This window comes from Humibacter antri (assembly GCF_054777235.1).
In genome coordinates this window covers 79,294-93,288 of the sequence record NZ_BAAHAW010000048.1, presented here as the reverse complement: position 1 = coordinate 93,288, position 13,995 = coordinate 79,294, and the positions used below count along the sequence as shown (strand labels likewise).

Below are 13,995 nucleotides of genomic sequence, written 5' to 3'. Positions count from 1 at the left end.
CGGGTCGGCCGGCGAGGGAGATGGGTGGCGCTGGCGCTTCCCGCCGCACTGATCGCCACGTTCGCCCTTGCGCAGCCGGCGTTCGCCGACACAGCGGCGACGGGCACAGCCGCGACGGACACAGCGGCGACGGGCACCGCGGCTCCGGCACCATCGGCGGCGCCCGCGGCTCCGGCCACGGACCAGCCGACAGCGACGCCGACGACGACACCGAAGAGCGAGCCGGCTCCGAGCACGACACCGCAGAGCACGACACCGCAGAGCACGACACCACAGAGCACGGCGCCGCAGAACACCAAGCCGCAGAGCACGACGCCGCAGAGTGCGACAGCCGCGCCGCAGGCATCCGCCGACAACAGCGCCCTGCGCGCCAAGATCGCCAGCGTCGCGCTCAGCCAGGTCGGCAGGGGTGACAACCCGGTCGTGACCGGCTTCGGCGGCCTCAACTGCAATCCGTACACCACGATGGTCGGGGGCTTCTCGGCGAACTCCGACGACTGCGGCTACGACACGACGTTCAACGTGCGCAACTCCAACGAGAACTGGTGCTCCGACTTCGCCAAGTGGGTGTGGCAGCAGGCCGGTGTGACGCAGGACATGAACACGATCAACGCCGCGGCATCCAGCTTCTATCAGTGGGCGCTCGACGACGGGCAGAGCCCGAAGGCCGACACCGGCACACCCCAGGTGGGCGACGCCGTGGTGTTCTTCGGCGCGGGAGCGATCAGCGCATCCCGCTATGCCGACCACGTGGGCCTCGTCGTCGCCGTGAACGCCGACGGCACGGTCGACATGGTCAATGGAGACTTCGCCAGCTCGGTCAACGTCAAGGTCGAACACGACACGAACCTCACCCTGTCGACCTTCGCCCCGAACACCTGGGGCGCAGGCGAGCAGTGGGTGCTCGTCTCCCCGCCGACCGCGGCGCAGCACCCGGTGCCGAACGCGCGCATCGACGCCCCGAAGGTCGCGGTGACCGGAACGGATGCCACGTTCCACGCGCACGCCACGCAGCAGGGTGGCTCGGTCACCGGGTACTACTGGATGTTCGGCGACGGCCGCACCGAGAACGCGACGGGCGCCGACGTGACGCACGTCTTCTCCACCCCGGGCACGTACACCGTCTCGGTGACAGCCACGTCGAGCTTCGGAACCATCAGCACGGTCACCAAGAACGTGACGGTGCTGGCTGCCTCCGCCAGCGTGGCCCCGGTGGCGTCGAGCCAGGTCTGGTACTCCTCGTATCCGGTGTCGTACTACCGGTTCGTCCGCTCCGCCTCGGGTCTCGCGGCCGACATCTGGAGCGGCGCGAGCTGGCTGCAGGTGCCGACTTCAGGCACACCGTCGTCTTCCGGATCGATCGCAGCTCTCTCCTACCAGGACGCCGCCGCCGATTCCGCGATGACTCCGCACGCGTTCTACCGCGCAGCCGACGGTTCGCTGGCCGAGACATCCCTCATCTCGGGGGCGTGGACCAGCACGACACTGCCCGGAAGCCCCGCAGACGGAAGCGACGTCGTGGCAGCGGTGACGGCATCCGGTCCTGCGGTGTTCTGGGTGGATGCCAGCAGGCACCTGAACGAGACAACCCTCGACTCGGGCGCCTGGTCGACGCAGCAGCTGACCTCGTTCCCGGTCTCCGCGTCGCCTCTGGCGCTGGCCCAGACCACGAGCGGGCCGCGGATCATCGCGGAGGGCCCGGCCGGTCTGCTCACCGCGACGTCCGCGTTCGGCAGCCATTGGCTGACCCTCCCGCTGCCCGCCCGTGCCAAGCATGGCGCCACCATGACCGCGTACACCGCGCCTTCGGGTGAGGCGACCGTGGTCGTCAACGGGGCATCCGCGCTCGGTGCGCACGGCTCGTTCGTGAAGCTCACCGAGCGCGCCTGGGGCTGGTGGTCGGCGTCCGCGCTGACCGGGAGCCCGGCCAAGGGCAGCGCTGTGGCGGCGGCGAATTACATGCTGCCGTCCGCCGTGACCGGTGGGCTCGGCGCGTTCGTGCAACCGCCGGGAACGCTGACGCCGTCGAGCGCCAAGCAGCCGCTGGGCACCGCCGTGGCGTACCTGACAGCTGGGGGCAAGCCGGCCGTCACCTACGACGACGGCGACGGATGGCACACCGCAGCTCTGCCGGGAACCGCGACGTCTCTCGACGGGATCAGCGCGCATCCGATCGCACACCAGCCGATCCAGGTGTACCTGACCACGTCGCAAGGTCCGGTTGCGGACACCACGGGCGACACGGCCCCGCCGAGCGGTCCGTGGACCACTCAGGCGCTGCCGAGCGCGCCTGCGACGTTCGCCGACCGCGTTCTCGTGTACGGTGCGACGCCGGGCGACACGGCGGCGGCAGAGGCCGCAGCCGTCGCCGCCGGGCTCGCCGCATCGCAGGTCACGTCGTCGTTCGCGGTCGCATGGGCAGCCGTGCTCTCGGGGAACTACCTGGTGATCACGTCGGGAACGGCAGCGACCAGTGCGCTCGAGTTCAACGTGTGCGGCTGGGAGAACCCGTCGGCCGAGATCGCCGGAAGCACACCGTACGACTACGTCACGGCAGCCCGCACCACGCTGCCAGGGGCCGACCTGTTCCTGAACGGTTCCGCTGCGACCTCGGCCAGCGGTCCGCAGCGCGTAGCCGACCTGACGTACTTCGCCGCGCACGGCGTGCTGCCGCCGGGACAGACCTCGGTGCCGACGCCCGCCAGAGCGGTGTACGCCTGCGCCGGCTCGGCGAGCTGACGCTGCCTTAGCCATACCCGCCGGTTGAGTAGCCGACGAAGCCCGGCGTATCGAAACCAATCCTCTCGAGGCACTTGGTTTCGATACGCGCCTTCGGCGCTACTCAACCGGCGGCAACGGCGGCGGCGGTGCATTCCGCCTGGTGATCGGCAGCATCCAGGCTGCCACAACCTGCACCACCACTGCCGCCACGATGAACACCCCAAGCGGAATGTGCACCCAGATCGGGCCGTGCATCCCGACGTAGTACTGCAGAGTCTCCGAGACCGCGATCGCCACAGAGGTGGCCAGCGGCCACAGCACGCGCAACCGTCGCCACACCACGACGGCGACGATCACCTGCGCATAGCCGATGCCGGTCACGACGTCGGCGCCGATCCTGTGCAGCGACAGCGCTTCGTGGTCACCCGCCAGCAGCATCCCGGCGAACACCGGCTGCCCGATGATCGCCACCAGATGCAGACCGACGATCGCCCGCAGCACCCAGCCGGCCGGTCTTGTGCCTGGCACGAGTTCACGGGTCACTGTGCTCACTCCTCTTCTATTTCCATGGCCACGGATGTTCCATGGGCACGGATGCCGCAAGAGATGTCGCGGCACCCGTCACCAGTGCGGCAGTCGGCGATTCCGTCGGCCGTGGGGCGCCCTTCGGCCACGGCACGGAGCCCGGCTTGCGCGCTTCGCGGCGGATCTTCCACACCCCGAGCCGGCCGGTGAACTCCTTGTAAGCGGCGGTGAGCGGACCGGTCGTATAGAGATGCATCGGGCTGTCGTCCTTGTGGTCGAACTGCCGCACCGCCGCACAGCGGCCAAGGCTGATGCACGACCCGGTGAGCGCGAGGTCGATCGACTTCGGAGTCTCGCCTGCGATGCGGCTCAGCACCGTATCGGCGGCCTGCTGCCCGAGCGGCCCCGCGGCCTGGCAGCTCATGCGGTACGGCATGCCCGAGGGGGACGCCGCGTCGCCGGTCGCGATGATGCGCTGGTCGCCGACGCTTGTCAGTGTCTCGTCCGTGAGAATTCGGCCGAGAGCATCGGTGCTCAGACCACTGTTAGTCGCCAAGTGAGGGGCGGTGAACCCGGCCGCCCAGACGGTCACGGCGGCCGCGCGCACCGTGCCGTCCGAGTACGACACAGTGTCGGTGCTTACGGCGGTCACGTGCTGCTCTTGACGCACAGTGACACCGTGGCGGCGCAGCCACTTGGCGATGTAGCGGCGAGGTCCGTTGGCGAGCGCGGGCGCGAGTATCCCGCCGCAGGCCAGCGTGACCGTGTGGCCACCATCGGCGAGTTCGGCGGCTGTCTCGATGCCGGTGAGGCCCGCGCCGACGACGGTGATCGGGGCAGCTTGTGGCAGTCGGTCGATCCTCGCGCGCAGTGCTCGGGCGGAGTCGAAGTCGCCGATCGGCATGGCGAACTCTCGCGCGCCGGGAACGGATGACGGAATCGTCGTCAGACTCCCCACGGCGTAGATCGCGTAGTCGTAAGCGAGGTCGCGTCCCGAGGCGAGCCGAAGGGCGCGGGCGTCGGTGTCGATCCGCGTCACCGAGTCGACGATCAGGCGGATGCCGTGGGCCAGGAGCGTGGATAGCGGCAGCGTCGCATCCGCAGTGCCCGAGGCGAGCTGGTGCAGCCGAACGCGCTCGACGAAGTCGGCGCGCGGGTTGACGACGATGATGTCGACGTCGTCGCGAAGGCGGAGGTGGTTGGCGGCGACGGCGCCCGCGTAGCCGGCCCCGATGACGACGACCCTGGTGCGGGATGCCGGCGTGCTCATGGTGTTCCCTTTCTCGAAAGCGGGACACGGGCATCCGACCGATGCCTCATTCAGAGGAGTGCTGATGGTGTCTCACTAGAGCGACAGCGCGCGGCGCCGGAACGTCAGGCGGAGTAGCCGAGTCGCGCCATCCGACCCGAAATGACGGCCGCGCCTGACGTTCGCGCCAACTGGGTTGTCAGGTTTTCGAGGGGCCGGCCCGAGGAGTCTCCGGCAGAATGCGTTCGAGAAGGGGCCGAGATCATGAGCAACGAGTCAGGGCCCGATGCCGGCCGCGCTGACGCGACGGTCGAGGTCATCGAGCACTCGCGGCGGCGCTTGATCAACCTCGCGTACAGGATGCTCGGTTCGCGCTCCGACGCAGAAGACGTCGTGCAGGAGACCTACGTGCGCTGGTACACGATGTCGTACGCCGAGCAGCAGATGATCGAGACTCCGGATGCCTGGCTCACCACGGTCGCGAGTCGGCTCTGCTTGAACGTGCTCACGTCGGCACGTGTGCGACGCGAGACCTACGTGGGGGAGTGGATCCCAGAGCCCCTGCCGGACCCCGCGTTCTGGTCCGATTCGCACACGGACGGCATCGGCGCGGATCCCGCCGACAGGATCACCCTCGACGAGTCGATCAACATGGCCTTCCTCGTTGTGCTCGAGTCGATGACGCCCGCCGAAAGGGTGGCGTTCATTCTGCACGACGTGTTCTGCTACTCGTTCGCCGAGGTCGGTGAGATCGTGGGACGCAGCCCCGGTGCGTGTCGCCAGCTGGCCTGGTCGGCGCGGCGTCGCATCCGTGAATCGCGCACGAATGCTGCACCATCGGCCGAGCAGGCGATCGTCATCCGGAGATTCAAGCTGGCGTGGGAGGCCGGCGACATCGACTCGCTTGTCGGCCTGCTCGCGCCCGATGTGACGGCGACGAGCGACGGCGGCGGCCGAGTGAACACCGTGCTGCGCCCGATCGTGGGCGTGGACAAGATAGCGGATGCCTTCGTACGGCTGAAGAGCGTGTTCGGTGATCTGACGATACTGGAGCACACGGTCAACGGGCAGCCAGGGCTGATCGCCCTGCGTGACGGCGTGACCGTCTCGGTGTACGCCTTCGAGTTCGAGGGTGCGCTGATCAAACACATCTGGACGATCCGCAACCCGGAGAAGCTCCGCTCCTGGACCATCGCTCCCTGAGAGGAGCGCCGAGCGCGGCGTCGGAGGGTCAGTGCGTCAGTCGCGCAGCCCGCGGATGCCCAGCCCTGCGCGAAGGGACATCATCACGATCTCGCCGTCGTACTCGATGCCGCCGAGCACAGGCGCTTCACTCAGCCACAGGCCGGCGTCGAGGTCGTGCGCCGTCGCGGACCCCGACCGGGCGTCGATCGTCGCAGCCACGGCGCTCGCGGCCGCGATGCCGACGTGGCTCTCCATCATGCAGCCGACGATCGCCGACATCCCGGCACGCTCCGCGAGGTCGAGCACGGCCAGCGCCTCCCGGATGCCGCCGGTCTTGGCCAGCTTGATGTTCACCATGTCGGCGGCCCTCCGTGCGATCACCTCACGGGCGTCGCGCGTGGTCCACACGCTCTCGTCTGCAAGAACCGGTGTGTCGACGTGCGCGGTCACGAACGCGAGACCCTCAAGATCGTCCCGGTGTACGGGCTGTTCGACGAGCTCGACCGCGAGTCCCGCATCCTCCCACGCCTGGATCACGCTGACCGCTCGCTCGGGAGACCAGCCCTGGTTCGCGTCGGCGCGCAGCGTGACGTCGGGGCCCACGGCATCCCGTACCGCACGCATCGCCGCCACGTCGTCTGCGCCGGCGCCGACCTTGAGCTTGAGTGTTCCGAAGCCCGCGTCGCGATGCCGCAGCGCCGTCTCGGCCATCGAGCGGATGCCGTCGGCGTTCGATGCCGCCGAGAGCGTCATGTCCGTGCGCACGCTGGAGGCGGCGCGGCCCGGTGCGCTCGGTGCGGTGTGGCCCGGTGCGGTCGGCGTGGTGGGGCCGGGTGCGCTCGGCACGGTGCGACCCGGCGTAGCCGACGTGGTGTGGCCGGGAGCCGTCGAGGTGGTGTGGCCGGGAGCGGCCGAGGTGGTGGGGCCGGGTGCGGTCGACGCGGTGTGGCCGGGAGCCGTCGAGGTGGTGTGGCCGGGAGCGGCCGAGGTGGTGGGGCCGGGTGCGGTCGACGCGGTGCGGCCGGGTACGGCCGACGCGGATGCCGTCAGCAGCATGTGCAGCGGAAGCCCCGCAGCCTGCGCAGCCAAGTCGTAGATCGCGCAGTCCACGGCCATCCGGGCTGCAGAGTTGCGCACGACCGCCCTATCAAGGGCGAGGCTCGCGTCGGCGGCGGCAGCCGCACTGTCGGCGAGCATCCCGAGCACGGCATCGCGCAGCGGACCTTCGATCGCTGCCGTCACGCTCGCCGGACTCTCACCCGTCACGCGCCAACTCGTCGGGGCCTCGCCCCACCCGCTGCGTCCGTCGCTGTCGATGACCTCGACCAGCAGCGCCTCGATCTCGGTGGCGGTGCGCACGGCCGTCACGAAAGGACGGACCAGCGGGACGGTGGTGCGGTGCAGCCGGAGGTCGACGATGGATGTCACTCGTGAAACGATACGGCGGAGAATCGCACGATGCGGCCGATGTCGCACGATGCGCCGGGGAACGCACGCCACGCCGGATGTCGCGCGATGCGCCGGCGATCGCACCATGCGCCGGAGAACGCACGATGCGCCGGAGTTCGCACGATGCGCCGGCGATCGCACGATGCGCCGGACGAGAACGGCGGATTCAACCGGCGCATCGTGCGTTTGCCGGCCGATCGTGCGCAGGCAGTCGCTACCCGTGGCAGAACATGTGCGTGGCATGCCGTTCGGGCCTGGCGGGGGGCGGGGGAGTGCCACGCCGCCTTCCGCTCACTCGCGTACCGCGGCGCGAGCTGCTCCAGCTGGTCCATGACGAGTTTGATGGCGCCGGGCCACCACCTGCCCCCATTCTCAGACCTGCCGAACCGCACAGTGAATGAGCTTCGAGCCGGGCGCGTTCAGTTGACCGCTCACCGTTTAAAGGAAGATCATCGGTTTAACGGGATCACCTGACCCCGCGCCACTCGCACCTGGAGGCGCGATCGATGCCCACCCCCGACGGCCCCACACCCGCGGACCTGCCTGCACCCGCCACCGATGAGCTGCCCGTCTTCGACCGCAGCTTCCGTCACGAGCTCAGTCGCAAAGAGCACGACGTCATCGATGAGGAGTGGGCGGGCGGCATGCCCGACCAGTTCGGGGTCGTGCCGCGTGTGCGCATCGGCAAGGTCGGGCACAGCAAGTGGTTCAACCTGCTGTGGCTGCTGCCGATCGGGTTCGTTCTGCTGATCATCGCCGTTGCGGTCGCGAAGGGACTGCGCGAGATTCCGGCGGTGCAGGACTTCATGCACACCTACCCCGGCTTCTCCGCACTACCGGCCGGCGCCCCGGTCGGTTTTCCGGCGTGGCTGGGCTGGCAGCACTTTCTGAACGCGTTCCTGATGATCTTCATCATCCGATCGGGATGGCAGATTCTGGCCGACCACCCGCGCCTGTACTGGACGCGCCACTCCGGGCCGGGCCGCAACTGGTTCCGCATGAACCACAAGATGCCCGACGACCCGCTGTACACGGCCAAGGCCGACTCGATCTCACTGCCAGGAGGCGTCGGGCTTCCCGGCCGCCGGCACACGATCGGCCTGGCCAGGTGGTGGCACTTCGGCGTCGACATGATCTGGCTGGCCAATGGCATCGTCTTCTTCGTGCTGCTGTTCGTCACCGGGCAGTGGATGCGCGTGGTGCCGGTGCACTGGGACGTCATCCCGAACGCCATCTCCGTGGCGATCCAGTACGCGTCGCTGAACTGGCCGCTGGAGATGGGTTGGACCAACTACAACGCGCTGCAGCTGATCGCCTACTTCCTCACGGTGTTCGTCGCGGCGCCGCTCGCACTGATCACCGGGCTCGGGATGTCACCGGCCCTGTCGACGAAGTTCCACTGGATCAGCAAGTACTTCAGCATCCAGGTCGCCAGGTCGTTGCACTTTCTGGTGATGGTGTACTTCGTGGTCTTCATCGTCATCCACGTCACCCTCGTCATGACGACCGGGGCGCTGCAGAACCTGAACCACATGTTCGCCATCCCGCAGAACGACGGAGAGGGATGGGGCGGGTTCTGGATGTTCGTGCTGGCCCTGGCGGTGTGGACCGCCGGCTGGGTGGCCGCGACGCCGGTGACCTACAAGTACCCGCGTGTCATCCAGCGCGTCAGCTATGCGCTGATCGGTCCGTTCCAGCGCTTTCTCGAGCACATCGACTCGCACCCGACGTACTACACGGAGAAGGACATCTCGCCGTACTTCTGGCACAACGGCCGCCTGCCGGAGAGCGAGACGTACATGGCGATGCGCGACGGCAACTTCGCCGACTACCGGCTGCGCATCAACGGGCTCGTGGAGAACCCGGTCGAGCTCGACCTGCTCCAGTTGCGCGCCATGGAGCATCACGAGCAGATCACCCAGCACTACTGCATTCAGGGCTGGTCGGGGGTGGCCAAATGGGGCGGGGTGTCGATGCAGACGATCCTCGACCTGGTGAAGCCGACGTCGGAAGCCAAGTGGGTCATCTTCTACTCGTTCGGCGAGGGATCCGACGGCGGTACGTATTACGACGCTCAGCCGATCGAGCAGATGAGCTACGACACCACCATGCTGGCCTTCGACATGAACGGGCAGGCGCTCTCGTTCGGTCACGGGGCCCCGCTGCGGCTGCGCAACGAGGTGCAGCTGGGATTCAAGATGGTCAAGTGGATCAAGGGCATCGAGTTCGTCCACCACTTCTCCGAGGTCGGTGGCGGCGAGGGCGGCTACAACAACGACCACGAGTTCTTCGGCTACAGCCAGTCGATCTGACGACCCTCGCGCGTTTCAGCCACGCTCGACCCGGCGACCCGGCGACCCGGCGACCCGCGACGCGGCGACCCGGCGACCCGGCGACCCGGCGACGCGGCGACGCGGCGACCCGTCGGGTGAGACGGTAGCCCCGTCAGTCGTCGATTCCGAGACCGGCCGCGACGGCGGAGCGGATGCGTCGCCCGAGTTGCATGGGTGAGGCGGAACCCGGATTCTGCAGCACCGCTTGGATGACGGCCGCGCTCGCCCCGACGAACGCACCGGCGATGCCGGCGGCCTTCGCGGCTCCCAGCTTCGGGAACCTCTCCGTGAGTGCCTCCGAAATGAGCCGGATGGCGTTCAATTGCTCGGCGGCGGCGCGTGCCCGCACCGCGGGCACCGATTCCACCAGCCGGAGCCGGAGCAGCGCCGCCTCGTCGAGGAAGTCGTCGCGGGTGGCGTCGGCGGCGGCATCCAGAGCGCGCAGCAGCACTCGGGCAGGATCGTCGTCGGAAGCGGCGGAGGCGATGGTGGCGACGGCGATGCCCGTGCGGTCGCCGCCCGCACCGAAGAGCAGAGCTTCCTTACTGGGGAAATAGCCGAAGAACGTGCGGGTGCCGATGTCGGCCGCGACGGCGATCTCCGCGACAGTGGTGTCGTCGTAGCCCTTGCTCGCGAACAACTCGATGCCGGCATCGATGATGCGCTGTCGTGTCGTTGCACGCTTGCGCTCGCGCAATGTCAGCGGTGCCGGCAGCAAGGCCGGTGCTGCCGCAGATCGAGACTGTTCCGCACTCACAGTTGCCATTCTAGCAGTAAGTGCTAAATTGCACTCGATGCGAAACCGCAGTGAGTGCAAGAATAGGGAAGGCGAGTGTAGTGATGGCGAAGATGGTTCGAGCACTGGTGTCCGGGGCGGGCATCGCCGGAGCCGCACTCGCCTGGCACCTCGCCGAACGCGGAGCAGACGTGACAGTGGTGGAGAAGTCTGCGGGGCAGCGATCCAGCGGCAACCCGGTCGACGTACGCGGTGACGCCCTCGACATCGTCGAGCGGATGGGCGGTGGCGACCGTCTGAGGGCGGCAGCGACGCAGGTGCGAACGCTCGTGGCGGTGAATCGGCACGGAAGGCCGATAGCGCGAATTCCGGCATCCACTGCAGCCGGTGGCGTGGCCGGCGTCGAGGTGCCGCGGGCGGCTTTGGTGGACATTCTCGTCGGGGCCGCGGCGCGTCGAGCGCGGATCGTCATGAACGAGTCGATCGCAGGCATCCGCGAGCATGAAGCCGGTGTCGAGGTCGCCTTCGAATCGGGTGCGTCGGACGAGTTCGACCTCGTGATCGGCGCCGATGGTCAGCACTCCAGGGTGCGCTCGCTCGTCTTCGGTCCGGAGCGGAGATTCGCCAGCAGGCTCGGTCTGTTCGTGGCCACCGTCGAGGCGACCGGTGAGCAACTGAACCCGCACGAGGTCGAGATGTTGAACGTTCCTGGGCGCTCCTTCACCCTCCATCCCTCCAACGGCACGCCGGTAGGAGCCTTCATCTTCCGTAGCGTGGCGGCGAACGAACTGGATCGCCGTGAATGGGACCGCTCGGTCGTCGCCGACGCGTACGCCGGAGTCGGGTGGCGCATCCCCGAGTTCCTCGACCGCTTCCTGGCGGCCCCCGACGTGTACTTCGACGCCGTGACGCGCCTCTCGCTCGACTCGTGGTCGAGCGGCCGGGTCGTGCTTCTCGGCGACGCTGCGTCGTCGGTGTCGCTCTTCGGTGACGGATCGACGCTCGCGCTCGTCGGCGCACGCACGCTTGCGGATGCCGTGGCCGAGCATCCGGGCGACCCGCGCATCGCCTTCGCGCAGTACGAGGCACGACATCGCGCCCTGGTCATGCCGAAGCAGCGGGCCGTGCGGGCAACGGCAGGCCTGCTCGTGCCGCGCACCGCGTTCGGGCTCGGGGTGAGGAACCTCGCCCTGCGAGCCATCTCCGGGTACTCGATGCTGCGCCGGCGCACCCGTGAACGCGTCGCAAAACCGTGACGAATCGGGCGATTCGTCCGCTCCGAGTGCGCTCGGACATCCATCGTGAACAGAATGGGGAGACGCATCGCCGCCTCTCATGCCTCCGACAACGCAGGTAACCCGCGGCGCGTGGCGGAAAGGCAGAGCACGATGACCAGCACCGAGACACTCACGGTCGGAACGCAATACGACGAGGCGAGCCTGCAGGCGAAGGCCCGCGATCACCTCTGGATGCACTTCGCCAGGCAGTCCGTCATGGAAGACGGCCCGGGAGCGCCGATCATCGTGCGCGGCGAGGGCCACACGGTGTGGGACATCCACGGCAAGGAATACATCGACGGCCTGGCCGGACTGTTCACGGTGAACGCCGGTCATGGCCGCAAGCGTCTCGCGGATGTCGCGGCCAGGCAGGCGGAGCAGCTCGCGTTCTTTCCGATCTGGTCGTACGCGCATCCGTCGGCCATCGAGCTCGCCGACCGCCTGGCCGGCTACGCACCGGGCGACCTCAACCGGGTGTTCTTCACCACGGGTGGCGGCGAAGCGGTGGAGACCGCGTTCAAGCTCGCGAAGTACTACTGGAAGCTGCGCGGCAAGCCCACCAAGCACAAGGTGATCTCGCGTTCGATCGCCTACCACGGCACGACGCAGGGAGCGCTTGCGCTGACCGGCATACCGGAGATGAAGGCGATGTTCGAGCCGCTGACGCCCGGCGGGTTCCGCGTGCCCAACACCAACTTCTACCGCGCAGCAGAGCACGGCGGTCCCGCCGACGACGTCGAGGCGTTCGGCCAGTGGGCGGCGAACCGCATCGCCGAGATGATCGAGTTCGAGGGACCGGACACCGTCGCCGCCGTGTTCCTGGAGCCGGTGCAGAACGCCGGCGGATGCTTCCCGCCGCCCCCCGGATACTTCCAGCGCGTGCGCGAGATCTGCGACGAGTACGACGTGCTGCTGGTCAGCGACGAGGTGATCTGTGCCTTCGGTCGCATCGGTCAGTGGTTCGCGTGCGACGAGTACGGCTTCGTACCCGACATGATCACGTGCGCCAAGGCCATGACCAGTGGATACTCGCCGATCGGCGCCTGCATCGTCAGCGACAAGGTGTACGAGCCGTTCAAGCACGGCGAGGCATCCTTCCCGCACGGGTACACGTTCGGCGGGCATCCGGTCTCGGCAGCCGTGGCGCTGGAGAACCTCGACATCTTCGAGGAGGAGAAGCTCAACGAGCACGTTCGCGAGAACTCACCGTTGTTCCGCGCCGAACTGGAGACTCTGCTCGACCTTCCGATCGTGGGCGACGTGCGCGGCGCCGGCTACTTCTTCGGCATCGAACTCGTCAAAGACAAGGCGACGAAAGAGACGTTCGACGACGAGGAGTCGGAGCGGCTGCTGCGCGGCTTCCTCTCCAAGGCGTTGTTCGATGCCGGACTGTACTGCCGGGCGGATGACCGTGGAGACCCGGTCATCCAGCTGTCCCCGCCGCTGACGATCGGGCCGAGCGAGTTCGCGCAGATCCGCGACATCCTGCGCGGGGTGCTGACGGAGGCCTCAGCGCGGATGTAGGCGCGTGGAGGTAGCGCGGCCGCGGAAGCATGTGGCCTCGGGCGTGTCGTCGCGCGTCGCAAACGACGACGACACGATGTGAGGCGCGGCGACGGGGGGAGTGGCGGCTTCGTTCGACGCGTCGCCATCGAGCGTCAGGGTCAGGCCGGCAGTCGCACGCGCCAGCGTGGTGCACTGCCCGCGACTTCGGCAGGTGGCGCGTCGTCGACACTCACTTGGCGGCACCGGCGGTGAACGCGGGGCGGGGAATGACGTTCGTCGTCGCGGCCGGTTCGCTCGTCGTCACACGTCGAATGTGACGATTCCGGCGAGGTAGGCGCGAATCTGCTGCACCATGTCGATCGATTGACGGTTGAGCAGCCATTGGATCTGCAGGCCGTCCATCAGTGCAAGCACGTTGTTGGCAGCGATTTCAGGCTGTACTCCCTCTCGCAACTCACCTGTTGCGTGCAGGTCGGTGAAGGCGGCCGTGATCGCGGCGCGGCTCCACTCGTAGCGATGCAGAAAGTATGCGTGCGCAGGATGATCGGTGCTCGTCGCCTCGGCCGCGATCGTCGCGTAGAGCTCGACGACGCCCGGACGCGCGGCGTTGTACTCAACGATCGCGATCAGGTTCTCGATGGTGTGCCTGGCGTCGCCGGGCGTGATGATGCGTTCCTCCCCGACGGACTGCGCATCGCGCCGTTCGAGCACGGCGGCCAGCAGTGCCCGCTTCGACGGGAAGTGGTGCAGCATTCCCGCCTCGCTCATGCCGACGCGGTCGGCGATCTCGCGGATCGATCCCGCGCGGTAGCCGGATTCGGCGAAGACCTCGAGGGCGGCATCCAGAATCGCGTTGCGCTTGGCCTCGGTCTTCGCGTATGACCCGCGTGGGCCTCGTGCCCGTTGCGTCGGCGGGGGTGCGTCGAGTGTCGTCATGGTCGCTCTCTGATTTCGGCTGCGTGGGCTGCGCCACGTCGTGATGACGATAGCCGAGTAAGGGCATAATTGAAAGAC

At 68.1% G+C, this 13,995-nt stretch carries 10 protein-coding genes; 5 read left to right on the top strand and 5 right to left on the bottom strand.

All coding sequences use genetic code 11. The annotated features are described in order from the left end of the window. The first annotated feature begins 24 nt into the window (after positions 1–24). Entirely contained in the window at positions 25–2,739 is a 2,715-nt protein-coding gene (locus tag ACYVDK_RS17380; protein WP_460524092.1) for a PKD domain-containing protein, read from the top strand. Between the two features lie 99 nt (positions 2,740–2,838). Here ACYVDK_RS17380 and ACYVDK_RS17375 read toward each other — a convergent pair whose 3' ends face one another. Both ACYVDK_RS17375 and ACYVDK_RS17370 read right to left on the bottom strand, forming a co-directional pair. Beyond that, positions 2,839–3,273 (bottom strand): hypothetical protein, encoded by a 435-nt coding sequence (locus ACYVDK_RS17375; RefSeq protein WP_460524090.1) that lies wholly within the window; start codon positions 3,271–3,273, stop codon positions 2,839–2,841. 7 nt (positions 3,274–3,280) lie between these two features. After that, complete coding sequence (locus ACYVDK_RS17370; protein WP_460524088.1) at positions 3,281–4,516, bottom strand: NAD(P)/FAD-dependent oxidoreductase; 1,236 nt, start codon at positions 4,514–4,516, stop codon at positions 3,281–3,283. 243 nt (positions 4,517–4,759) lie between these two features. On the opposite strand from ACYVDK_RS17370, the gene sigJ reads away from it, so the two are divergent. Next, complete coding sequence (sigJ, locus tag ACYVDK_RS17365) at positions 4,760–5,698, top strand: sigma-70 family RNA polymerase sigma factor family protein (protein ID WP_460524086.1); 939 nt, start codon at positions 4,760–4,762, stop codon at positions 5,696–5,698. Positions 5,699–5,734: 36 nt separating this feature from the next. On the opposite strand, the gene ACYVDK_RS17360 is transcribed toward sigJ, so the two are convergent. Further along, positions 5,735–7,108 carry an enolase C-terminal domain-like protein gene (locus ACYVDK_RS17360; RefSeq protein ID WP_460524084.1) on the bottom strand — a complete coding sequence of 458 codons (1,374 nt, stop codon included), beginning with the start codon at positions 7,106–7,108 and terminating at the stop codon, positions 5,735–5,737. A 527-nt stretch (positions 7,109–7,635) separates the two neighbouring features. On the opposite strand from ACYVDK_RS17360, the gene ACYVDK_RS17355 reads away from it, so the two are divergent. Beyond that, entirely contained in the window at positions 7,636–9,441 is a 1,806-nt protein-coding gene (locus ACYVDK_RS17355; protein ID WP_460524082.1) for a molybdopterin-dependent oxidoreductase, read from the top strand. A gap of 133 nt (positions 9,442–9,574) precedes the next feature. Here ACYVDK_RS17355 and ACYVDK_RS17350 read toward each other — a convergent pair whose 3' ends face one another. Beyond that, positions 9,575–10,219 (bottom strand): TetR family transcriptional regulator, encoded by a 645-nt coding sequence (locus tag ACYVDK_RS17350; RefSeq protein WP_460524080.1) that lies wholly within the window; start codon positions 10,217–10,219, stop codon positions 9,575–9,577. A gap of 83 nt (positions 10,220–10,302) precedes the next feature. Here ACYVDK_RS17350 and ACYVDK_RS17345 point away from each other — a divergent pair, with 83 nt between their 5' ends. Both ACYVDK_RS17345 and ACYVDK_RS17340 read left to right on the top strand, forming a co-directional pair. Further along, entirely contained in the window at positions 10,303–11,454 is a 1,152-nt protein-coding gene (locus tag ACYVDK_RS17345; protein WP_460524078.1) for a Rossmann-fold NAD(P)-binding domain-containing protein, read from the top strand. 132 nt (positions 11,455–11,586) lie between these two features. Then, positions 11,587–12,999 carry an aspartate aminotransferase family protein gene (locus ACYVDK_RS17340; RefSeq protein ID WP_460524076.1) on the top strand — a complete coding sequence of 471 codons (1,413 nt, stop codon included), beginning with the start codon at positions 11,587–11,589 and terminating at the stop codon, positions 12,997–12,999. Positions 13,000–13,281: 282 nt separating this feature from the next. Here the strand turns inward: ACYVDK_RS17340 and ACYVDK_RS17335 are convergent, their stop codons facing one another. Further along, entirely contained in the window at positions 13,282–13,917 is a 636-nt protein-coding gene (locus ACYVDK_RS17335) for a TetR/AcrR family transcriptional regulator (RefSeq protein ID WP_460524074.1), read from the bottom strand. Positions 13,918–13,995 lie beyond the last annotated feature (78 nt).